The sequence below is a fragment of the Piscinibacter lacus genome, from assembly GCF_016735685.1.
GTDB classification, from domain to species: Bacteria; Pseudomonadota; Gammaproteobacteria; order Burkholderiales; family Burkholderiaceae_C; genus Aquariibacter; species Aquariibacter lacus.
Map to the genome: position 1 here is coordinate 201,682 of NZ_JAERRA010000001.1, position 20,734 is coordinate 222,415.

Annotated in this window: 23 protein-coding genes, 4 tRNA genes and 1 pseudogene; 4 read left to right on the forward strand and 24 right to left on the reverse strand. The window is 69.6% G+C overall.

Annotated elements, in window-relative coordinates:
* Positions 1–95: 95 nt before the first annotated feature.
* The 21 genes and pseudogenes from rplL to rpe all read right to left on the reverse strand — a co-directional run bounded on the left by rplL (position 96) and on the right by rpe (position 15,118).
* The gene (gene rplL, locus JI742_RS00915) at positions 96–476 is read right to left on the reverse strand and encodes a 50S ribosomal protein L7/L12 (protein WP_182665104.1); all 381 of its coding nucleotides are present in this window, start codon (positions 474–476) and stop codon (positions 96–98) included.
* Between the two features lie 60 nt (positions 477–536).
* Positions 537–1,061 (reverse strand): 50S ribosomal protein L10, encoded by a 525-nt coding sequence (gene rplJ, locus JI742_RS00920; protein WP_201823100.1) that lies wholly within the window; start codon positions 1,059–1,061, stop codon positions 537–539.
* Between the two features lie 289 nt (positions 1,062–1,350).
* Positions 1,351–2,058, reverse strand: a complete 708-nt coding sequence (gene rplA / locus JI742_RS00925) for a 50S ribosomal protein L1 (RefSeq protein WP_201823103.1) — start codon at positions 2,056–2,058, stop codon at positions 1,351–1,353.
* 1 nt (position 2,059) lies between these two features.
* On the reverse strand, positions 2,060–2,491 hold the full coding sequence (gene rplK / locus JI742_RS00930) for a 50S ribosomal protein L11 (RefSeq protein WP_182665110.1): 432 nt from the start codon (positions 2,489–2,491) through the stop codon (positions 2,060–2,062).
* Between the two features lie 184 nt (positions 2,492–2,675).
* Positions 2,676–3,239, reverse strand: coding sequence for a transcription termination/antitermination protein NusG (gene nusG / locus JI742_RS00935; protein ID WP_182665112.1), 564 nt, complete (start codon positions 3,237–3,239; stop codon positions 2,676–2,678).
* Between the two features lie 36 nt (positions 3,240–3,275).
* On the reverse strand, positions 3,276–3,662 hold the full coding sequence (gene secE / locus JI742_RS00940) for a preprotein translocase subunit SecE (protein ID WP_201823105.1): 387 nt from the start codon (positions 3,660–3,662) through the stop codon (positions 3,276–3,278).
* A 192-nt stretch (positions 3,663–3,854) separates the two neighbouring features.
* Positions 3,855–3,930, reverse strand: a tRNA-Trp gene (locus JI742_RS00945).
* A 20-nt stretch (positions 3,931–3,950) separates the two neighbouring features.
* Positions 3,951–5,141 (reverse strand): elongation factor Tu, encoded by a 1,191-nt coding sequence (gene tuf / locus JI742_RS00950; protein ID WP_201823089.1) that lies wholly within the window; start codon positions 5,139–5,141, stop codon positions 3,951–3,953.
* Between the two features lie 43 nt (positions 5,142–5,184).
* Positions 5,185–5,259 (reverse strand) — tRNA-Thr (locus JI742_RS00955).
* Between the two features lie 63 nt (positions 5,260–5,322).
* Positions 5,323–5,396: transfer RNA gene (locus JI742_RS00960), tRNA-Gly, on the reverse strand.
* Positions 5,397–5,441: 45 nt separating this feature from the next.
* A tRNA-Tyr gene (locus JI742_RS00965) sits at positions 5,442–5,527 on the reverse strand.
* 29 nt (positions 5,528–5,556) lie between these two features.
* Positions 5,557–6,309 carry a uracil-DNA glycosylase gene (locus tag JI742_RS00970; RefSeq protein WP_236676723.1) on the reverse strand — a complete coding sequence of 251 codons (753 nt, stop codon included), beginning with the start codon at positions 6,307–6,309 and terminating at the stop codon, positions 5,557–5,559.
* 122 nt (positions 6,310–6,431) lie between these two features.
* A complete protein-coding gene (gene trpC, locus JI742_RS00975; RefSeq protein ID WP_201823110.1) occupies positions 6,432–7,229 on the reverse strand; it encodes an indole-3-glycerol phosphate synthase TrpC in 798 nt (265 codons plus the stop codon).
* Between the two features lie 198 nt (positions 7,230–7,427).
* Entirely contained in the window at positions 7,428–8,462 is a 1,035-nt protein-coding gene (gene trpD / locus JI742_RS00980) for an anthranilate phosphoribosyltransferase (RefSeq protein ID WP_201823112.1), read from the reverse strand.
* Positions 8,463–8,494: 32 nt separating this feature from the next.
* On the reverse strand, positions 8,495–9,064 hold the full coding sequence (locus JI742_RS00985; protein WP_182665122.1) for an anthranilate synthase component II: 570 nt from the start codon (positions 9,062–9,064) through the stop codon (positions 8,495–8,497).
* 15 nt (positions 9,065–9,079) lie between these two features.
* A complete protein-coding gene (gene trpE, locus JI742_RS00990; RefSeq protein ID WP_434057623.1) occupies positions 9,080–10,579 on the reverse strand; it encodes an anthranilate synthase component I in 1,500 nt (499 codons plus the stop codon).
* Positions 10,580–10,894: 315 nt separating this feature from the next.
* Positions 10,895–11,146, reverse strand: a complete 252-nt coding sequence (locus JI742_RS00995) for a hypothetical protein (RefSeq protein ID WP_236676724.1) — start codon at positions 11,144–11,146, stop codon at positions 10,895–10,897.
* 59 nt (positions 11,147–11,205) lie between these two features.
* Positions 11,206–12,891, reverse strand: coding sequence for an MFS transporter (locus tag JI742_RS01000; protein WP_236676725.1), 1,686 nt, complete (start codon positions 12,889–12,891; stop codon positions 11,206–11,208).
* Between the two features lie 205 nt (positions 12,892–13,096).
* The gene (gene gph / locus JI742_RS01005) at positions 13,097–13,762 is read right to left on the reverse strand and encodes a phosphoglycolate phosphatase (RefSeq protein ID WP_201826246.1); all 666 of its coding nucleotides are present in this window, start codon (positions 13,760–13,762) and stop codon (positions 13,097–13,099) included.
* Positions 13,763–13,779: 17 nt separating this feature from the next.
* Positions 13,780–14,112, reverse strand: a pseudogene (locus JI742_RS14160) (methylated-DNA--[protein]-cysteine S-methyltransferase); the annotation flags it as partial.
* Positions 14,113–14,410: 298 nt separating this feature from the next.
* Complete coding sequence (gene rpe / locus JI742_RS01015; RefSeq protein WP_201823119.1) at positions 14,411–15,118, reverse strand: ribulose-phosphate 3-epimerase; 708 nt, start codon at positions 15,116–15,118, stop codon at positions 14,411–14,413.
* Between the two features lie 69 nt (positions 15,119–15,187).
* Between rpe and apaG the strand changes: the two genes are divergently transcribed.
* Together apaG and JI742_RS01025 are read left to right on the forward strand one after the other, a co-directional pair.
* Positions 15,188–15,562 (forward strand): Co2+/Mg2+ efflux protein ApaG, encoded by a 375-nt coding sequence (gene apaG / locus JI742_RS01020; RefSeq protein ID WP_201823122.1) that lies wholly within the window; start codon positions 15,188–15,190, stop codon positions 15,560–15,562.
* Between the two features lie 5 nt (positions 15,563–15,567).
* Complete coding sequence (locus tag JI742_RS01025) at positions 15,568–17,673, forward strand: site-specific recombinase (RefSeq protein WP_236676727.1); 2,106 nt, start codon at positions 15,568–15,570, stop codon at positions 17,671–17,673.
* Positions 17,674–17,692: 19 nt separating this feature from the next.
* On the opposite strand, the gene JI742_RS01030 is transcribed toward JI742_RS01025, so the two are convergent.
* Positions 17,693–17,842 (reverse strand): hypothetical protein, encoded by a 150-nt coding sequence (locus tag JI742_RS01030; protein ID WP_201823124.1) that lies wholly within the window; start codon positions 17,840–17,842, stop codon positions 17,693–17,695.
* Between the two features lie 97 nt (positions 17,843–17,939).
* Between JI742_RS01030 and mltA the strand changes: the two genes are divergently transcribed.
* Positions 17,940–19,163 (forward strand): murein transglycosylase A, encoded by a 1,224-nt coding sequence (gene mltA / locus JI742_RS01035; RefSeq protein WP_236676728.1) that lies wholly within the window; start codon positions 17,940–17,942, stop codon positions 19,161–19,163.
* Between the two features lie 32 nt (positions 19,164–19,195).
* Here mltA and JI742_RS01040 read toward each other — a convergent pair whose 3' ends face one another.
* Both JI742_RS01040 and JI742_RS01045 read right to left on the reverse strand, forming a co-directional pair.
* Positions 19,196–19,468: a hypothetical protein gene (locus tag JI742_RS01040; protein WP_201823129.1), complete on the reverse strand. Its 273-nt coding sequence runs from the start codon at positions 19,466–19,468 to the stop codon at positions 19,196–19,198.
* A 196-nt stretch (positions 19,469–19,664) separates the two neighbouring features.
* On the reverse strand, positions 19,665–20,177 hold the full coding sequence (locus JI742_RS01045; RefSeq protein ID WP_201823131.1) for a flavin reductase family protein: 513 nt from the start codon (positions 20,175–20,177) through the stop codon (positions 19,665–19,667).
* A 242-nt stretch (positions 20,178–20,419) separates the two neighbouring features.
* Here JI742_RS01045 and JI742_RS01050 point away from each other — a divergent pair, with 242 nt between their 5' ends.
* Positions 20,420–20,704, forward strand: a complete 285-nt coding sequence (locus JI742_RS01050) for a late competence development ComFB family protein (RefSeq protein WP_201823133.1) — start codon at positions 20,420–20,422, stop codon at positions 20,702–20,704.
* The last annotated feature ends 30 nt before the right edge of the window (positions 20,705–20,734 follow it).

The window sequence follows — 20,734 nt, forward strand, 5'->3', positions numbered from 1 at the left end:
CCGGGGCCGGTGAACGCCGGCTGGCGCCCACCGACCCTGGAAGCACAAAAGGCTGGGGGCCGAAACCGGCACCCAGCCCCCTGTGCGGGTCGAGATTACTTGATCTCGGCCTTGGCGCCGGCTTCCACCAGCTTCTTGACGGCGGCTTCGGCGTCGGCCTTGGCGATCGCTTCCTTGACGTTCTTGGGCGCGCCGTCGACCAGGTCCTTGGCCTCCTTGAGGCCCAGGCCGGTCAGCTCGCGCACGGCCTTGATGACCGAGACCTTGTTGGCGCCGGCTTCGAGCAGCACGACGTTGAACTCGGTCTTCTCTTCGGCGGCCGGGGCAGCGGCGCCACCGGCGGCACCGCCACCGGCGACGGCGACGGCTGCGGCGGACACGCCGAACTTCTCTTCAACGGCCTTGACCAGGTCGTTGAGTTCCAGGACGGTCATGGTGTCCAGGGCAGCCAGGAAGGCGTCTTTGTCGAAAGCCATTTGGGGTTCCTAAATCGGTTGTCGTACGGTCTTCGTACGGTTGAATCAGAAGAGACGATCTCAGGCAGCAGCCGCTTCGGCGACCGGCGCTTCGGCGCCGCCACCTTGCTTCTTGGCCACCTCGGCCAGCACGCGGGCCAGGCCAGAGACCGGGGTCTGCAGCAGACCGAGCAGCTGGGCCAGCAGGACTTCCTTGCTGGGCACATTGGCCAGGGCCTTGACGCCGTCGACGTCCAGCACCTTGCCGCCAAAGGCACCGCCCTTGATGACCAGCTTGTCGTTAGTCTTGGCAAAGTCGGCGATGACTTTGGCTGCGGCGACGGCGTCTTCGGAGAAGCCGTAGATCAGCGGGCCGACGAACTGGGCCTCGGCCACCTCAAAGGACGTGCCGGCAACAGCGCGACGGGCCAGGGTGTTCTTCAGCACGTGAAGATAGACACCCTTTTCCCGCGCGACCTTGCGCAGTGCGTCCAGATGAGCGACGGTGAGGCCACGGTACTCGGCCACGGCCAAGGTCTGTGCCTTGGCCGCCTGGGCCGACACTTCCTCGACAACGGCTGCTTTCTCGTTGCGATTGAGACTCAAGGTCCACTCCTTAAAACGTGGATGGATCCGGAACGACGCCCGCACGCCACCCACACCGGGTTGCAGCGACCTTGCCGTTCAGGAACCCCGGAGCATCTTGCGACACCCCGCGGCCAACCTTTGCGGCGGGACCGCCATCTGCGCTGGCCGCCCGGCCCGAGGGCCGGACGATTAAGCGGGACCGGGGTCCCGCGCCAGCGGTCTTGGATGGCCCGGCGGCTCGCGCCGCCGGCCCACCAATCCTTGAGGCGCCCCGCCAGACCCGCGCGGCGCCGGATGTTTCAGCCGATCAGGCGCCCGGCTGGGCGTTGATCGAGGCGACGTCGACGCGCACGCCCACGCCCATGGTCGAGGACACCGCCACCTTGCGCAGGTAGATGCCCTTGCTCGACGCGGGCTTGGCCTTGTTCAGCGCTTCCAGCAGGGCTTGCAGATTGCCCTTGAGCTTGGCGCCGTCGAAGGAACGGCGACCGATGGTGCCGTGGATGATGCCGCCCTTGTCGACGCGGAACTGGACCTGGCCGGCCTTGGCATTGCGCACGGCGGTGGCAACGTCCGGGGTCACGGTGCCGACCTTCGGGTTCGGCATCAGGCCGCGCGGGCCCAGGATCTGGCCCAGGGTACCGACGACGCGCATGGTGTCCGGCGAGGCGATGACCACGTCGAAGGGCATGTCGCCCGCCTTGACGCGCTCGGCCAGGTCTTCCATGCCGACGATGTCGGCGCCAGCGGCCTTGGCTTCCTCGGCCTTGGCGCCCTGGGCGAAGACGGCGACGCGCTTGGTCTTGCCGGTGCCGTTGGGCATCACGACCGCGCCGCGGACGACCTGGTCGGACTTCTTGGCGTCGACGCCGAGCTGCACCGACACGTCGATGGACTCGTCGAACTTGGCGGTCGCGCAGGCTTGCACCAGCGCCAGGGCCTCGTCGATCGGATAGAGCTTGGTGCTCTCAACCTTGCCCTGCAGGGCCTTGGCTTTCTTGGTCAGCTTGGCCATGTCAGACGCCCTCCACCATGATGCCCATCGAGCGGGCCGAGCCCGCGATCGTGCGAACGGCCGCATCCAGGTCGGCGGCGGTCAGGTCCGGCTGCTTGGTCTTGGCGATTTCCTCGACCTGCGCGCGCGTCAGCTTGGCGACCTTGTCCGTGTGCGGACGGGCCGAGCCACGCTCGATCTTCGCGGCCTTCTTCAGCAGCACGGTGGCCGGCGGCGTCTTGAGGACGAAGGTGAAGCTCTTGTCGGCGAAGGCGGTGATCACCACCGGCAACACCAGACCGGGCTCCATGCCCTGGGTCTTGGCGTTGAACGCCTTGCAGAACTCCATGATGTTCAGACCGCGCTGACCCAGCGCCGGACCGATCGGGGGCGAAGGATTCGCCTTCCCTGCGGGGATTTGCAGCTTGATGAAGCCGACAATCTTCTTGGCCATGCTTGCTCCGATGACCCCGTCCGCGGCCTGCGGCGGGGCTTGAGTGCAAACGCCCGGGGGGCTGCCCCAGGCTCCTCGTGCCGGCGTCTCGTGCCGGCTGAAACGGGTGGCGTTGCCTCATCTTGCGAAGGGCACCCCGCCACCGGGGTGGTTTGTTCGGGCGCGGGCCGCAGGGCCCGGCGCCTCAGATCTTCTCGATCTGGTGGAAGTCGAGTTCGACCGGCGTGGCGCGGCCGAAGATGGTGACCGAGACGCGGATCTTGGACTTGTCGTAGTTGACTTCCTCGATCGCGCCATTGAAGTCGGTGAAGGGACCTTCCTTGACACGGACGACCTCGCCGACTTCCCACTCGACCTTGGGCCGCGGCTTCTCGATGCCTTCCTGCATCTGGTTGACGATCTTCATGACCTCGTCTTCCGAGATCGGCGTCGGGCGGTTCTTGGCGCCGCCGACGAAGCCCGTCACCTTGGAGGTGTGCTTGACCAGGTGCCAGGAATCGTCGTCCATCAGCATCTCGACCAGCACATAGCCGGGGAAGAAGCGTCGCTCGGTCACGGCCTTCTTGCCGTTCTTCATCTCGACGACCTCTTCGGTCGGGACGAGGATGCGGCCGAACTTGTCCTGCATGCCGGCGCGGTCGATGCGCTCGCGCAGGTTGCGCTCCACGGCCTTCTCCATGCCGGAGTAGGCGTGCACGACGTACCAGCGCAAGGGGGCGGCTGCGGGGATCTGCGGGGTCTCGCTCATCGGGGGTCCTTCAGGATCGCGCGGGGTCGGGGGCGATCAGCCGCGCCAGCCGAGGATCAGGTCGTAGAAGACCCATTCCAGCGCCTTGTCGGTCAGCCACAGGAAGAGCGCCATCACCACGACGAAGGCGAAGACGTAGAGCGTCATCTGCGTCGCTTCCTTTCGGCTCGGCCAGACGACCTTGCGAAGTTCGCGCGTGGCATCCCGCCCGAAGCCGATCAGGCGCCTGCCCGGATCGGCGCGGAAGAACAGGGCGACGGCACCCGCCAGCAGCAGCAGCAGCGCGACCACGCGCTGCCACAGCGGCTGGCTGGCCAGCAAGTAGAAGGCGGCGACGGCCGCCACGACCAGCACGCCGACCGCGGCGAGCTTGGCCTTTTCGGCCGCCGGCGTCACGGTTTCGACGGAGGGAGATGCACTCATGGTGTTCGCTTCGGCTGCACCCGGCCGGAACCGATCCGGGTTCGAGGGCCAGGCCGCTCATTCAGCAGCAAAGCCCGCCGGGCCGTGAGGCCTGTTGCGGGCTGCTGCGCGGGGCGTCGGATCAGGCTTGCTTCGGGGCCGGGGCTCCGGAACAGACCACTTGGACGCTGCGGTGTTTCGATCGATTCGGCGTGGCAGGGGCAGAGGGTCTCGAACCCCCAACCTTCGGTTTTGGAGACCGACGCTCTGCCAATTGAGCTATGCCCCTACGCCTGAACCTTGCTTGTCTTACTCGATGATCTTGGCCACGACGCCCGCGCCGACGGTGCGGCCGCCTTCACGGATGGCGAAGCGCAGGCCTTCTTCCATCGCGATCGGGGCGATCAGCTTGACCGTGATGCTGACGTTGTCGCCGGGCATCACCATTTCCTTGTCCTTGGGCAGCTCCACCGCGCCGGTCACGTCCGTCGTGCGGAAGTAGAACTGCGGGCGGTAGTTGTTGAAGAAGGGGGTGTGGCGGCCGCCTTCGTCCTTGCTCAGCACGTAGACCTCGGCGGTGAAGTGCGTGTGCGGCTTGATCGAGCCCGGCTTGCACAGCACTTGGCCGCGCTCGACGTCTTCGCGCTTGGTGCCGCGCAGCAGGATGCCGACGTTGTCGCCCGCTTGACCTTGGTCGAGCAGCTTGCGGAACATTTCGACGCCGGTGCAGGTGGTCTTCTGCGTGGCCTTGATGCCGACGATTTCGATTTCCTCGCCGACCTTGACGATGCCGCGCTCGACGCGACCGGTCACGACGGTGCCGCGGCCGGAGATGGAGAACACGTCTTCAACGGGCATCAGGAAGGCGCCATCGACCGCGCGCTCGGGCGTGGGGATGTAGCTGTCCAGGGCGTCGGCCAGCTTGAGGATGGCTTGCTCGCCCAGCGGGCCCTTGTCGCCTTCGATGGCGAGCTTGGCGCTGCCGTGGACGATGGGGGTGTCGTCGCCCGGGAAGTCGTACTTGCTGAGCAGTTCGCGCACTTCCATCTCGACGAGCTCAAGCAGCTCGGCGTCGTCGACCATGTCGCACTTGTTCAGGAAGACGATGATGTAGGGCACGCCGACCTGGCGGGCCAGCAGGATGTGCTCGCGGGTCTGGGGCATCGGGCCGTCGGCGGCCGAGCACACCAGGATGGCGCCGTCCATCTGGGCGGCACCGGTGATCATGTTCTTCACGTAGTCGGCGTGCCCGGGGCAGTCGACGTGCGCGTAGTGGCGGTTGGCGGTCTCGTACTCGACGTGCGCGGTGTTGATGGTGATGCCGCGCGCCTTTTCTTCCGGCGCCGCGTCGATCTGGTCGTAGGCCTTGGCCTCGCCGCCGAACTTGCTCGCCAGGATGGTCGTGATCGCCGCCGTCAGCGTCGTCTTGCCATGGTCCACGTGACCAATGGTGCCCACGTTCACGTGCGGCTTGGTGCGCTCAAACTTGCCTTTTGCCATCGCGATCTCCTGACGAGCTGTGCTGACGCTGGGGGGATGAAGGTGGTGCCCATGGCGCGGATCGAACGCGCGACCTCTCCCTTACCAAGGGAGTGCTCTACCACTGAGCCACATGGGCATCGACACAGGTCTGCGCTGACTCGCAACGCACATCGGTATCGACCTTGCAGACCTCGAAGCCTGGAGCGGGAGACGGGAATCGAACCCGCGCCATCAGCTTGGAAGGCTGAGGTTCTGCCATTGAACTACTCCCGCATCGCCCGCCGGAAGCGGTCCGGCAAGACCTGCCTGAAGTTCGCTTGGTGGAGGAGGCTGGATTCGAACCAGCGTAGGCGTAAGCCAACAGATTTACAGTCTGCCCCCTTTAGCCACTCGGGCACCCCTCCACGGCGAGCCCGAGACTATAGCACGGCCCTCATTGGGCCCCGCAAGGCTTTTCTGGGGCGGCCTCGGGGGCGGCTGCCGCAGGGTCACCGGGCAAGGTCCATCCTCCTGCCAGCGGTCGACCCCGGGCCTGCAGCCAGGCTTGCGCCAGGCCGAAATGGCCGCAGCCCAGGAAGGGCCGCGGCGGCCGGCGGGCCGACAACGGCGAAGGATGGTTGGCCTCGAGCCGCAGATGTCCTGGACCGGCCCGGGCGATGCGCTCGCCCAGGCGCTGCGCATGGGCGCCCCAGAGCATGAAGACCTTGGGTGAAGGATCGGCCGCGACCTGGTCGAGCAGGGCCGCGCTCAGCGCCTCCCAGCCCCGGCCGGCATGGCTGGCGGGTTCGTTGTCGCGCACGGTCAGGGTGGTGTTCAGCAGCAGCACGCCCCGGCCGGCCCACGCGACCAGGCTGCCGCTGCGCGGTGGCGGCAGGCCGAGGTCGCGCGCGCGCTCGGCCAGCAGATTGCGCAGGCTGGGCGGGTGCGACCGGCCGGGCGCGACCGAGAAGGCCAGCCCCTCCGCCTGACCGGGGCCATGGTAGGGGTCCTGGCCGAGGATCACCACACGCACCGCCTCCGGCGCGGTCAGACGCAGCGCGCGCAAGGGATCGGGCGGGTAGACGCGCACGCCCGCCGCCTGCTCGGCGGCGAGGAAAGCGGCCAGCGCCCGCCCCTCCGGCCCGGCAAGAAAGGCCAGAACCGTGGGGCGCCAGCCCGGGGGCAGATCCGCCGCGAGGGCATGCAAGGCCGGCAGTCCGTCGCCCGCAGGCTGCGGCACGGCCGCTTCCGCAGCAGGATCCGCCCAGGGCAAGGCCCGCGTGACGTCATCCGCCCGGCACGGCGCGCCTGCGCTCACGGCCGGCCCGCTCAGGCCAGCAGCGCGGCCAGGGCGGCGCCCGGATCGGGCGCGCGCATGAAGGCTTCGCCGATCAGGAAGGCATGGATGTTCGCCTCGCGCATCCGGCGCACATCGGCCGGCGCGAGGATGCCGCTTTCGGTGACCAGCAGCCGGTCGTCCGGCACGCGCGGCAGCAGGCCCAGGGTGGTGTCGAGCGTGACCTCGAAGGTCCGCAGATTGCGGTTGTTGATGCCGACCAGCGGCGTCCTCAGGCGCAGCGCCCGGTCCAGCTCTTCGCCGTCGTGCACTTCGACCAGCACCGCCATGCCCAGTGCATGGGCGCAGGCCTCCAGCTCGGCCATCTGGCCGTCGCCCAGGCAGGCGGCGATCAGCAGGATGCAGTCGGCACCCATCACGCGGGCCTCATGCACCTGGTATTCATCGACCATGAAGTCCTTGCGCAGCACCGGCAGCGGGCAGGCGGCGCGGGCGGCGCGCAGGTAGGCCTCGCTGCCCTGAAAGTAGTGCGCATCGGTCAGCACGCTCAGGCAGGCGGCGCCGTGGCGGGCGTAGCTTGCGGCGATCTCGGCCGGGTGGAAGTGCTCGCGCAGCACGCCCTTGCTGGGGCTGGCCTTCTTGACCTCGGCGATCACGCCGGCGCGGCCGGCCGTGATCGGCGCCCGCAGCGCGGCGAGGAAATCGCGCAAGTCGGCGCGGCGCTCGGCGCCCTCGGCGGCCTCGCGCAACGAGGCCAGCGAACGGCGCTGGCGCCGCTCGGCCAGCTCCTCATGCTTGGTGGCCACGATCTTCTGCAGGATGTCGCTCATCGGATAGCCGTCGGGCAGGTGAAGGGGAAGCCGCGCTCAGAAGGTGTGGATGGACCGGCCGTGTCCGAGCAGGTCGCACGGAGTCGTCCCATCAAGGCGCAAAGCACAGCCGTAGCCCGAGCTACGGCGAGCATTTGCAAGGCCGAGGGGGCGGCTCCGGGCGGCATGAGCGGGCATGGCGGGTCCGTTCACACCTTCTCAGGCCGCCGGGGCCAGGCGCTGGGTGGTCGCGACGAAGTCGGCCAGCTTGCGACGCGCCGCGCCCGAGGCCACAGCCTCGCGGGCGCGGGCCACGCCCTCGGCCAGGTCGGCGGCCACGCCGGCGGCGTGCAGGGCCGCGCCGGCGTTGAGCAGCACGATGTCGCGCGGCGCGCCGGCCTCGTCGTCCAGCACGCGGCGGATCATGGCCACCGAGGCCTCGCGGTCCGGCACCTTGAGCCCCGCATCGTCGCAGGGCGTCAGGCCCAGCTCGGCAGGATGGACGGTGTACTCGCGGATCGCGCCGTCCTTCAGCTCGGCCACCAGGGTCTCGCCCGAAAGCGAGATCTCGTCCATGCCATTGCGGCCATGCACGACCAGCACATGCTCCGAGCCTAAGCGCTGCAGCACGCGCGCCAGGATGCCGACCAGGTCCGGATGGAAGACACCCAGCAACTGCCGGGTGGCGCCGGCGGGGTTGGTCAGCGGGCCGAGGATGTTGAAGAGCGTGCGCACGCCCAGCTCCTTGCGCACCGGGGCGGCATGCTTCATGGCCGCATGGTGGTGGGGCGCGAACATGAAGCCGATGCCGGTCTCGGCGATGCAGTCGGCCACGCGATCCGGCGGCAGCATGCGCGCGCCCAGGGCCTCCATCGCATCGGCGCTGCCGCTGGTCGAGGACACGCTGCGCCCGCCATGCTTGGCCACCCGCGCGCCAGCCGCCGCCGCCACGAAGACCGAGGCCGTCGAGATGTTGAAGGTGTGCGAACCATCGCCCCCGGTGCCAACGATGTCGACCAGGTGGCGGCGGTCGACCACCTCGACCTTCGTGGCGAACTCGCGCATCACCTGCGCGGCGGCGCTGATCTCGCCGACCGTCTCCTTCTTCACCCGCAGGCCGGCGATCAGCGCGGCCATCATCACCGGCGACATCTCGCCGCCCATGATGCGGCGCATCAGGTGCAGCATCTCGTCGTGGAAGATCTCGCGGTGCTCGATCACGCGCTGCAGCGCGGCGGTGTCGCTGATCGTCATGGCGGCAGCTCCTCGGTCGGCAGGGCCCGGGCTCAACGGCGGTCGAGCAGGAAGTTCTTCAGCATCGCGTGACCGTGCTCGGTCAGGATGGACTCGGGGTGGAACTGCACCCCCTCGATCGGCAGGGTACGGTGGCGCACGCCCATGATCTCGCCATCCTCGGTGGTCGCGCTGATCTCCAGCTCGGCCGGCAGCGTGGCCGGCGCGATGGCCAGGGAGTGGTAGCGGATCACGGTGAACTTCTCGGGCAGCTCGCTGAAGACGCCGCGCCGGTCGGTGTGGATGGTGCTGGTCTTGCCGTGCATCTGCACCCGGGCGCGGACGATGTCGCCGCCCAGCGCGGCGCCGATGCTCTGGTGCCCCAGGCACACGCCCAGGATGGGCAGCTTGCCGGCGAAGTGCCGGATCGCCGGCACGCAGATGCCCGCCTCGTTCGGCGAGCACGGCCCCGGCGAAAGCACCAGGCGGTCGGGCCGCAGGGCCTCGATCTCGTCGAGCGTGATCTCGTCGTTGCGGTGCACCCGCACCTCCTCGCCCAGCTCGGCGAAGTACTGCACGAGGTTGTAGGTGAAGGAGTCGTAGTTGTCGATCATCAGCAGCATGGCGCGCCCCTTCCCTCAGAAACCCTGTTCGACCAGCTCGGCCGCGCGCAGCAGGGCGCGGGCCTTGGCCTCGGTCTCGGCCCATTCCAGCGCGGGCTGGGAATCGGCCACCACGCCGGCTGCGGCCTGCACATAGAGCATGCCGTCCTTGACGATGCCGGTGCGGATGGCGATGGCCACGTCCATGTCGCCGGCGAAGCTGAGGTAGCCGCAGGCGCCGCCGTAGACCCCGCGCGGCACGGGCTCCAGGTCCTCAATGATCTCCATCGCGCGGATCTTGGGCGCGCCGCTGAGCGTGCCGGCCGGGAAGGTGGCGCGCAGCACGTCGAGGTTGCTCAGGCCGGGCTTGAGCAGGCCCTCGACGTTGCTGACGATGTGCATGACGTGCGAGTAGCGCTCGACCTCGAAGGCCTCGGTCACCTTGACGCTGCCGGTGCGGGCGATGCGGCCGATGTCGTTGCGCGCCAGGTCGATCAGCATCACATGCTCGGCGCGCTCCTTGGGGTCGGCGAGCAGCTCGGCCTCGGTGGCGGCGTCGGCCTCGGGCGTGGCGCCGCGCGGGCGGGTGCCGGCCAGCGGGCGGATGGTGACCTTCTCGGCGGCTTCGCCCTCGGGCGTGCGCACCTGCTCATGCCGCACCAGGATCTCCGGCGAGGCGCCGACGATCTGGAAATCGCCCAGGTCGTAGAAGTACATGTAGGGCGAGGGATTCAGCGAACGCAGCGCGCGGTACAGCGACAGCGGGCTGGCCGCGAAGGGCTTCTGCAGGCGCTGGCCGATGACGACCTGCATGCAGTCTCCGGCGGCGATGTAGTCCTTGCAGCGCTGCACGGCCGCCTCGTAGTCGGCGCGCTCGAAGTGGCGCTGCACAGGCTGCGGGTCCACCGGCACCACGGCCGGGGCGCGGGCCGGCTGGTCCAGGCGGGCGCGCAGTTCGGCCAGGCGGGCGCGGGCGCGGGCATGGGCGCCGGGCTGGCCCGGGTCGGCCCAGACGATGAGCGAGAGCCGGCCGCTGAGGTTGTCGATGACCGCCACCTCCTCGGTCTGCAGCAGCAGGATGTCGGGCGTGCCCAGGCCGCCGGGCTTGCGGCCGGCATGGGCCAGGCGCTGCTCCATGTGGCGCACCGCGTCGTAGCCGAAGTAGCCGGCCAGGCCGCCGGCAAAGCGCGGCAGCCCCGGCTGCGGCGCCAGCTTGAAGCGCTGCTGGTAGGCGGCGATGGCATCCAGCGGGTTGCCGGCCAGGGTCTCGACGACCTGGCCGTCGCTCACCACCTCCAGCCCGCCCTCGACCGAGCGCAGCAGGGTGCGGGCCGGCAGTCCGATGAAGGAATAGCGGCCGAAGCGCTCACCGCCCACCACCGACTCCAGCAGGAAGCTCAGCGGCTGGCCGGCGGCCAGTTTGAGATAGAGGGTGAGCGGGGTTTCGAGGTCGGCGAAAGCCTGCTCGACCAGGGCGACACGGTTGTGGCCTTCGGCGGCCAGTCGGTCGAAATCGGCGGGGGTCAGCGTGATCACGTCGGCGGGCCCTCCATGGCCCGGCCCGCGAGAAGTTCGGCGGGCGCGGCGCGCCGGGCGCGCCTGGGTTCGTTCACCACCCCGGCGACATGGCGGCGGGGCATGCAGGGCGTCATGCAGGACGCCCGGTGCGGCTCAGGCCCGCCAGGGCCAGGCTCCCCGGTCGTGCGACCCCTTGGTGAACTTGCGCGCGATGAACATGAAGTCAGTCTAGCAAAGCGCCTTGCAGACAAGCTGCCATGAAAAAAGCAGCCCGGGGGCTGCCTGCGCTTCGCTCGCCAGGGCCTTGAAAGCCCCGGCAGTCCTCGTGCGGACTTACTGGCTGGCCGATGAAGCTGCCACGGCCGGCGCCTCGACCGCCGAAGCGGCTGTGGGCGCCGATGCCGCATGGCTGTCGCCGTGGCTTTCAACGCCATGCTTTTCACCGCCCATGTCCACATCGGCACCGGACTGGACCAGCACGAACATTGAAAGCGCAGCGAAGGCCACGAAGGCCACCAGAATCTTCCACATGAGCACACCTTTCGAAGGTTGAGAGAGAAACATGTCCAGCACGACGGGCCGCATGCTGCGGCCCGCGGGGGATGAGGGGCCGGGTGGCCCCTCATGCTGGCGAGAGCGCCCGCTCAGTCGTCCGCGAAAATGTCCACGTCCTTGGTCTCCTTGACGAACAGGAGGCCGATGACGAAGGTCACCGCAGCGATGATGATCGGGTACCACAAGCCGTAGTAAATGTTGCCGTTCTGGGCCACCATCGCGAAGGCGATCGTGGGCATCAGGCCACCGAACCAGCCGTTGCCGATGTGGTACGGCAGGCTCATCGAGGTGTAGCGGATGCGGGTCGGGAACATCTCGACCAGGGCAGCGGCGATCGGGCCGTAGACCATGGTCACGTACAGCACCAGGATGAACAGGATGCCGACGATCATGGGCTTGTTGACCTTGGCCGGATCGGCCTTGGCCGGGTAGCCAGCTTCCTTCATCGTGGTGGCCAGATCGGCCTTGAAGGTCTTGATCGCGGCAGCGCTGGCTTCATCGAACTTGTGGCCACCGGCGGTCAGGGTCGCGGTCGGGGGCAGCAGTTCCTTCTCGCCAATCTTGACCGACGCTGCGGTGCCAGCCGGCGCCTCAACGATGTCGTAGCTGGCCGAGGCTTGGGCCAGGGCGCGCTTGGCGATGTCACAACTGGTCGTGAAGTCGACCTCACGGGCGATCGGGCTGCCCTGGAAGGAGCAGGTCTTCGAATCGACCGTAACCACGATCTTGGCGCTGGCTTGCGCGGCGGCCAGATCGGGGTTGGCGGCCTTGGTCAGCGCGCCGAACAGCGGGAAGTAAGTCAGCGCGGCCAGCAGCAGACCGGTCAGGATGACCGGCTTGCGGCCGATCTTGTCCGAAAGGATGCCGAAGACGACGAAGAAGGGCGTGCCCAGCAGCAGCGAGAGGGCAACCAAGATGTTGGCGGTCGCAGGCTCAACCTTCAGCACGGACTGCAGGAAGAACAGTGCGTAGAACTGGCCCGAGTACCAGACCACGGCCTGGCCGGCGACCATGCCCACCAGCGCCAGGATCACGATCTTCAGGTTCTTCCACTGGCCGAAGGATTCGGTCAGCGGGGCCTTGGAGGTCTTGCCCTCGTCCTTCATCTTCTGGAAGGCGGGCGACTCGTTCATGGCCAGACGGATCCAGACCGAGATGGCGAGCAGCAGGATCGAGACCAGGAAGGGAATGCGCCAGCCCCAGTCGGCGAAGGCTTCTTCGCCGATGGCCGAACGGGTGCCCAAGATGACCATCAGCGACAGGAAGAGACCCAGGGTCGCGGTGGTCTGGATCCAGGCGGTGTAGGCACCGCGCTTGCCGTGGGGGGCATGCTCAGCCACGTAGGTCGCAGCACCGCCGTACTCGCCGCCAAGGGCCAGGCCCTGAAGCATGCGCAACACGATGAGGATGACCGGGGCGGCCACACCGATCGAGGCGTAGTTAGGCAACAAGCCGACGATGAAGGTCGACAGGCCCATGATCAGGATGGTGACCAGGAAGGTGTACTTCCGGCCGATCATGTCGCCCAGGCGGCCGAAGACCAGCGCGCCGAAGGGACGGACGATGAAGCCTGCGGCAAAGGCCAGCAGGGCAAAGATGAAGGCGGCGGACGGATCCAAGCCCGAGAAGAACTGCTTGGCAATGATGGCTGCCAGCGAGCCGTAGAGGTAGAAGTCGTACCACTCAAACACCGTGCCGAGCGAGGAGGCGAAGATGACCTTCTTTTCCTCGGCACTCATGGGACGCGGCGCCGCGCCCTTCGTTGCTGCCACCATGGCATGTCTCCTGTGTAAACCACTGACCTGCGCGGATTGCGAGGCGTGTCGACAGGATGGACGCGGGCTCTGACCGTCCTCTGACGCCAATCCAACAGAGGCTGACAAAGACGCATCAAGGCGGCAAATCGTCCTGGGTTAACCCTCGGTTTCGGAATCCATCAAGGGAAAACACGGACCCTTCCGCGGGACACGATCCAGCGTGTCAGCCTTTGGGCCAGAGCTGATCCAAGTGGTCATAAACCACATCGGCGCCCGCCCCCGCGACAGGCTGGCCGTGGTTGTAACCATGGCTGAGCAAGACCACGGGACAGCCCGCCGCCCGCGCCGCGCGGACATCGTTGCTCGAATCGCCGACCATCAACGCTTCGGCCGGGGCCACGTCGAGCGCGGCGCAGCTCGCCAGCAGCGGCAGTGGATCAGGCTTCTTGCGGGGATGACTGTCCCCACCGCAAACCAGGGCAAAGGGTTCGCGCAGGCCCACGTTGCGCAGCAGCGCTTCGGCGAACTCAACCGGCTTGTTGGTGACGCACGCGAGGCGCAGTCCCTCGGCCCGGGCGCGCTGCAGAACCTCGGCGGCGCCAGGATAGACCCGGGCCTTACGCCCGTTCAGCCGGCGGTAGTGACTTTGGTAGGCATGCCAGGCCGGCGCCTCCAGTGCCCCCACGATGTCGGCTGGGCCGGTCGCAGCCAGCACGCCGCGGATCAGGTGCTCGGATCCCTGTCCGATCAGGGTTTCGACGAGGGCTTCCGGGACCGGAGCGCGGTCCAGGTCGGCGAGCATGGCATCCAGGGCGGCCACGAAATCCCCGAGGGTGTCGACCAGGGTGCCATCGAGATCAAAAAGGGCGGCGCGTAGCGGACGATTCATGAACACGGAGAAAGTCCTCAGAGCGTGGCGGCATGGGGAAGGCCGGTTGCCTCGCGCGCCAGCAGGGCCTGCTTGCGCGCCAGACCCCAGCGGTAGCCGGCGAGGCGGCCGTCCTGCCGCAGCACGCGATGGCAGGGGACGGCCACGGCCACCGGGTTCGCGGCACAGGCCGCGGCCACCGCCCGCACGGCCCGCGGCCGGCCCAGCCGGCTGGCCAGCGCGGTGTAGCTCAGGGTCTGGCCGGGCGGGATGGCGCGCAACTGCGTCCAGACAGCCTGCTGGAAGGGCGTGCCGCAGAGGTCCAGCGGCAGCTCATCCGGCCAGGGCTGGGCAGGGGCTTCGATGCAGGCCTGCACGCGATCGAGAAAGCGGGCGACCTCGGGCGATGGCGCCAGCGGCCGGGCCTGCGGCCTGTGCCGGAGCAGCGCCTCGCGCAGCGCTTCGGGCTGGTCGCCCAGGGCCAGGGCGCACAGGCCGAGCGGGCTGCGTGCGACCAGCAGGGCGCCCAGGCTGCAGCGGGCCAGGGCGTAGTGCAGGGGCGGGGCGGGCTCGACCGGCTGGGTGTTCACGGCAATCTGCGGCAGGAGGGCGATGGCGCATCCTGCCCGATCGGCGGGTGCCGTGGCCGGCGCCGCAGCGCCGCCCCCCTCAGCCCAGGGCCTGGCGCATCGCGTCGATGACGGCGCGGTAGTCGGGCTGGCCGAAGATCGCGCTGCCGGCGACGAAGGTGTCGGCGCCAGCATCGGCGGCGGCGCGGATGTTGTCGACCTTGATGCCGCCGTCGACTTCCAGGCGGATCTCGCGGCCGCCCTGGCGAACGTGGTCGTCGATCAGGCGGCGGATCTTCTCCAGCTTGCGCAGGCTGCTGGGGATGAAGCTCTGGCCACCGAAACCGGGGTTCACGCTCATCAGCAGGATCAGGTCGAGCTTGTCGCTGCCCTCGCCCAGCGTCCACTCCAGGATGTCGAGCGAAGCCGCCGGGTTGAAGACCAGGCCGGCCTGGCAGCCCGCGGCCTTGATCAGTTGCAGGGTGCGGTCGACATGGGTGCTGGCGTCGGGGTGGAAGCTGATCAGGTCGGCGCCGGCCGCGGCAAAGGCCTGGGCCAGGGCATCGACGGGCTGCACCATCAGGTGCACGTCGATGGGCACGCGCGCGCCGTCCTTCGTCACCGCATGCTTGCGCAAGGCCTGGCAGACCATGGGGCCGAAGGTCAGGTTCGGCACGTAGTGGTTGTCCATCACGTCGAAGTGGATCCAGTCGGATCCCGCGTCGATGACGGCACGGGTTTCCTCGCCGAGCCGCGCGAAATCGGCGGACAAGAGGCTGGGGGCGATGCGAAAGCGAGCTTGGCTCATTGCGTGTCGCCCGGAGGCGCTCCATATCAGTCTGCGCTTATTCTAAAGACGCTCCCTAGAATCAGGCGCATGACGTCTGCCCGCCTGGTCTGCTCGGTTCAGACCCGATTCCTGCCCGAGCAATCGGACCCCGCGCAGTCGCGCTATGCCTATGCCTACACGGTGACCTTGCAGAACCGCGGCCCGCTGGCCGCGCAACTGGTGGCGCGAACCTGGCTGATCGAGGAAGGTGGCGAGACGACGCAGGAGGTGCGCGGCCTGGGCGTCGTCGGCCAGCAGCCGCTGCTGGGCCCTGGCGAATCGCACGAATACACGAGCTGGGTGCAGCTCGGCCATCCCCAGGGCCGCATGCGTGGCCACTACCTGTTCGTTTCGGTCGAGGCCGAGGCCTTCGAGGTCGAGGTGCCGGCCTTCGAGCTGGCCTTTGCCAACATGCTGCATTGAGCGGCATGCGCATGCCTTGGACGGCCTGGGCCGCGCGCCGGGCGCGTCGCGCCACCTGGGACTTGAGCGCGCTGCTGAATGCAGCCGATCCGCGGGCCGGTCAGGCCGAGCGGCATGTCTGGCTGATCCGCCTGCTGGAATGGCTGCGCCAACCCCATGCGGTGGCGGCCGATGCCGGCCCGGGCGACGAGGCGCCGCGCCCCGCAACCACGCCGCCCGCCTTGCTGCGGCTGCGCCATCTCCTGAACGTGCTGGACCGCCACCCCGAGCACCATGCGCGGGTGCTCGGCCTGCTGCAGGCCTGCCGGGCGGAGATCGACGGCCTGGCCCTGCTGGCCGATTTCGGCTTCGCGCGCCAGCGCAGCGTCGGGGGCGAACTGGGCGAACGCATGCAGATGCGCCTGCTGCCCGGCACGCCGGACACGGCCGACCTGGCCGCGCTCTTCCCCCTGCTCTTCAGCGACCCCGCCGACGCGCGTTGGGTGGAGGCGCTGGACGACAGCCTGCTGGAGCGCGTCGGGGCGCTGCTAGGCACCCAGCCCTTGGACACGCCCGCGCTCGGGCCCCCGGCCGGAAGCTGGCAGGCCATGGCGCTGGACGCCATCGTCATCCTGGCCTTGCAGGTGGCGGCCGCCGGCCTGCTGGGCCCGGTGCGGCAGCGCATGGACCCGCAGGCCCTGGCCGAGCGTCCCTTCGACGCGCTGCCGCGCAGCAGCGAGCGACTGCGCGAAGCCATGCGATCCGGCGACGAGGCCGCCGCCCTGCAGGAGGCGCAGTACCTGCGCGGCCTGCTCGACGCCGCACGCCGCGCCGCGGGCAGCGTGCGCCAGGGCATCGACGATCGCGGCATCTCGGTGGACCTGCTGCTGGAAATGGACCAGCTCACCGCGCGGGTTCGGCGCATCGACGCGCTGCTCGCCACCGTGCTGGAGCCCGCGGGCTCGGCCGACCGGCGCCGGGCCTGGGGCCTGTTGCTGCAGAGCCTGGTCGAGGCGGCCAGCGAGCGGCGCAGCATCCGTGCCTTGTTCTCGCGCCAGTACTCGATGCTGGCGCGGCGCATCGCCGAGCGCAGCGCCGAGACCGGCGAGCACTACATCACCCGCGACCGCGCCGAGTGGAAGGCCATGCTGCGCAAGGCCTTGGGCGGCGGTGCGGTGATCGCCGGCACCACCTTCGTCAAGTTCTGGATCGTCGCCCTCGGCCTTTCGGCTTTCTGGGGCGGCTTCTGGGCCGGCATGAACTACGCGGTCAGCTTCGTCATCGTGCATCTCGCGCACTGGACGGTGGCCACCAAGCAGCCCGCGATGACGGCCCCCGCTCTGGCCGCGCGCATGGGCGAGCTCGGCAAGCCCGAGGGCGCGGAGCGCGTGGTCGACGAGGTCGTGCACCTGATCCGCTCGCAGACGGCCGGCATCGTAGGCAATCTGATGATGGTCGCGCCCCTGGTGCTGGCCGTGCAGCTCCTGGGGAGCTGGCTGGGCGGGCATGCCCTGGTGCCGGCGCATGAGGCCGAATACGTGCTGAAGAGCCTGACCCTGCTGGGGCCGACCCTGGCGTATGCGGCCCTCACCGGCGTGCTGCTGTTCTCGTCCAGCCTGATCGCCGGCTGGGCCGAGAACTGGTTCGTGCTGCATCGGCTGGACAGTGCGATCCGCTGGCATCCACGCGCCCTGCGCTGGCTGGGCGCAGGCCGCGCGGGCCGGTGGGCGAGCTGGTGGCGGGCCAACATCTCGGGTCTGGCGGCCAATGTCTCGCTGGGCCTGATGCTGGGCCTGGTGCCGGCGCTGGCGCTGTTCTTCGGCCTGCCCATCGAGGTGCGGCATGTCACCTTGTCCGCAGGTCAGCTTGCCGCGGCGCTTGGCAGCCTGGGCAGCGCCGCGCTGCAGCAGCCCGCGTTCTGGTGGTGCCTGGCGGCCCTGCCGCTGACCGGCCTGCTGAATGTGGGCGTCAGTTTCGCGCTGGCCTTCCGCGTCGCGCTGCGCTCGCGCGGCCTGCGGGTGCGCGAGCGCGCCACCCTGTGGGCGGCGCTGCGCGCGCGTCTGCGCCGCGAGCCGATGAGCTTCCTGTGGCCGCCGCGCGAAAAGCCGCCGGACCGCCCGGCCGGGGGCTGAGGCCGCCCCCTTGCCAGCCTCAGGCGCCAGGCGGCGGCGGCGGCGGCGGCGGGGAATCCTCGTCCTGGCGCGCGCGCTCGCCCCCCCGACGCCCGGAGAACATCGTCCACCAGACGATCAGCACCAGCACCAGCAGCGCACCCAGCGCTTCGAGCAGCAGCAGCCCCATGAGCCCAACACCTCCTGTCATCGACATTCCGCAGCCGGTCCGGGCCGCGCCGCCGCGCAGTGTCGCCGGGGCCCGCCGGGCGCGCCGGCTGAGCGGCTTGTCCGCCCTGCTGCTGGCAGCCTGCGCGGCCGTGCCGCTTGAGGGCGATCTGCCGCCAGCCGCGCCGCCCGCTGTCCTTGTGCCGGCACCGGCACCCGCCGAGCCCCCGGCTCCGCCTGCGCCGCCGCCCGTGCACGGCGGCCCCGAGCAGATCGACCGCGAACGCTCGACCTGGCGGGCCGCCCCCTGGGAGGCCCTGCCCGGCTGGACGCAGGACAAGCTGCACGAAGCCTGGCCGGCCCTGCTGGCGAGCTGCGAGCGCCCGGCCCGCGGCTGGGCCCTGGCCTGCCGCAGCGCCCTGGCCGAGGCGCGGGTGCAAGGCCCGGCCGACGAAGCACGGGTACGCGCCTGGCTGCAGGGCTGGTTGCAGCCCTACCGGGTCGAAGCCCGTGGCACCGGGCCCGGCGGCGATCCCGGCCTGGGCCTGATCACCGGCTATTTCGAGCCGCTGCTGGTGGGCCAGCGCAAGCCGGACGCCCGCCACAACGTCGCCCTGCACCGGCCACCGGCCGGCCTGGGCCAGCGCAAGCCCTGGTACAGCCGCAGCGAGATGGCGCGCGTGCCGGCGGCCCGCACGGCCCTGGCGGGCCGCGAGATCGCCTGGCTGGCCGACCCGATGGATTTGCTGATGGTCCAGATCCAGGGCTCGGGCCGCATCCAGTTGCTGGACGAGCTCGACGCCGGAGGCCGGCCGCTGACCGTGCGCCTCGCCTATGCAGGACACAACGACCATCCCTACGGCTCGGTCGGGAAATGGCTGGTCGAGCGCGGCGCCTTCACGATGGACCAGGCCTCCTGGCCGGCCATCCGCGCCTGGGCCCGGGCGAATCCGCAGCGCGTGCCCGAGCTGCTGGCGGCCAATCCGCGGGTGATCTTCTTTCGCGAGGAGCCGCTGCCCGACCCGCAGCGCGGTCCGCTGGGCGCGCACGGCGTGCCGCTCACGCCCGGGCGGTCGATCGCGGTGGACAAGGCTTCGGTGCCCTACGGCACGCCGGTCTGGATCTCGACGACCGAGCCGCAGGCCTGGCAGCCGATGCCGCTGCCGGCCCGGCCGATGGAACGCCTGGTGATCGCGCAGGACACCGGCAGCGCCATCGTCGGCGCCGTGCGCGCCGACTACTTCTGGGGCTGGGGCCCCGGGGTGGAGGAACAGGCCGGCCGCATGAAGCAGCCGCTGCGGATGTGGGTGCTGTGGCCGCGGGATCTGCCCTCACCGCCCTGAGGGGGTGGAGACGGCGCCCGGGCGCTTGCGCCTCAGCGTCGCGATTGGCCGCTGCGCCGGGCCAGGTGCAGGCCCATGACCGCCAGGCTCAGCACCAGCAGGGTGCCGGCGTTGAGATCCAGGGGCGTCTCGGACGCCGTCAAGGCCTTGCTGTCGCCCGGCGTGTGCAGGGCGGGATGGACTGACGACGACTCCGTGCGGGGCGCACGAACCGCAGACTGACTGCTGCTCTCGGCGGCGGCACCCGGCAGGGCATGGGCCAGCAAGAGGGAGAGCACGAGCGCGGGAACGACAAAACGGGGCATGGTCGGGGTCTCAGGTCTTGCGTGAGTGCCTCCAAGCAAGGATCGCGCCGAGGATGTTGACACGATGCTTGCTCTAGGGCTTACCCGCGATTGTGGGCCCTTAAGCTCACAAGTCTGTTCGGAACAGCACCCTCGTTCGAGGGAAAACCACAGCCCGTTCCGGTGCAGGCGAGGCCGCGGCCTGCCCGCGCAGGCCTCAGACCGGCAGCTCGGTGAAGTAGCGCCCGCCGTGGAAGATGAGCGGCTGGGCCCCCGCCTGCACGGCGCAGCGCTCGACTTCGCCGACGAAGATGACGTGGTCGCCCTCGCGGTACTGGCTGCGATTGAAGCACTCGAAGGTGGCCAGGGCCCCGTCGATCAGGGGCACGCCCGCCGGGCTGTCGCGATGCGGCACGCCCGCAAAGCGCTCGTGCAGGCGCTGGGTCGCGAAACGCTGGGCCAGGTCGCGCTGCCCGGCCGCAAGGATGTGGATGGCGTAGTGCGAGCCGGTGGCAAAGGCCGCCATCGAGCTGGCCTTGAGCGACAGGCTCCACAGGACAAGCGGCGGATCGAGCGACACCGAGTTGAAGGAATTGGCGGTGAGGCCGATGGCCCCGCCGTCGGCGGCCCGGGCGGTGACGATGGTCACCCCGGTGGCGAAGCGGCCCAGCGCGTGCCGGAACTCTTGGGAATCGAAGCTGGGCGCCTGCGCGCGGCGGGGAAGGGTCATGCCCCATTGTCGACGGGCCCGCCGACCCCCCGCCGCGTGGGCCGATGCCGGGCGCGGCGCTGCGGGCGCCGCAGCAGGCCGGGACGGATGGGCGACATCTCCCCGGCCTTGCAGGGCTTGATCGCGGGATGGCCCCGGGTCGCCCCGCCGCAGACTGGCCGGCACGGCCTTCGGGCCTGCAGGCCCGGCGCGCGAGCGGCGCCGCCGGGTGCCATGCAGCCCCCCGGCCCCGCGAGACGCCGATGAACCCGAGCTTCGAATCCATCCACAACATCCATGAGGCTGCGGTCATCGAGACCGTGCTGGCCCTGCAGGGCGACTACCCGGCCGTGGCGCCGGACCTGCTGCCCGACGTGGCCTGCGTGGCCCTGAACCGCCTGCCGCCGCGCTACATCCGGCACAGCGTGGATCTGGCCTTCTATCAGGACGAGAAGGAGCGCGAGGAGCTTGCGCGCCTGCAGCAGAGCACGGTGCGGCTGGCCTTCGAGTTCGTCCAGGCGCGCCGGGCGATGCGCGCCCGGGTCTGATACGAACCGAAACATCATTCCCCTCAAACA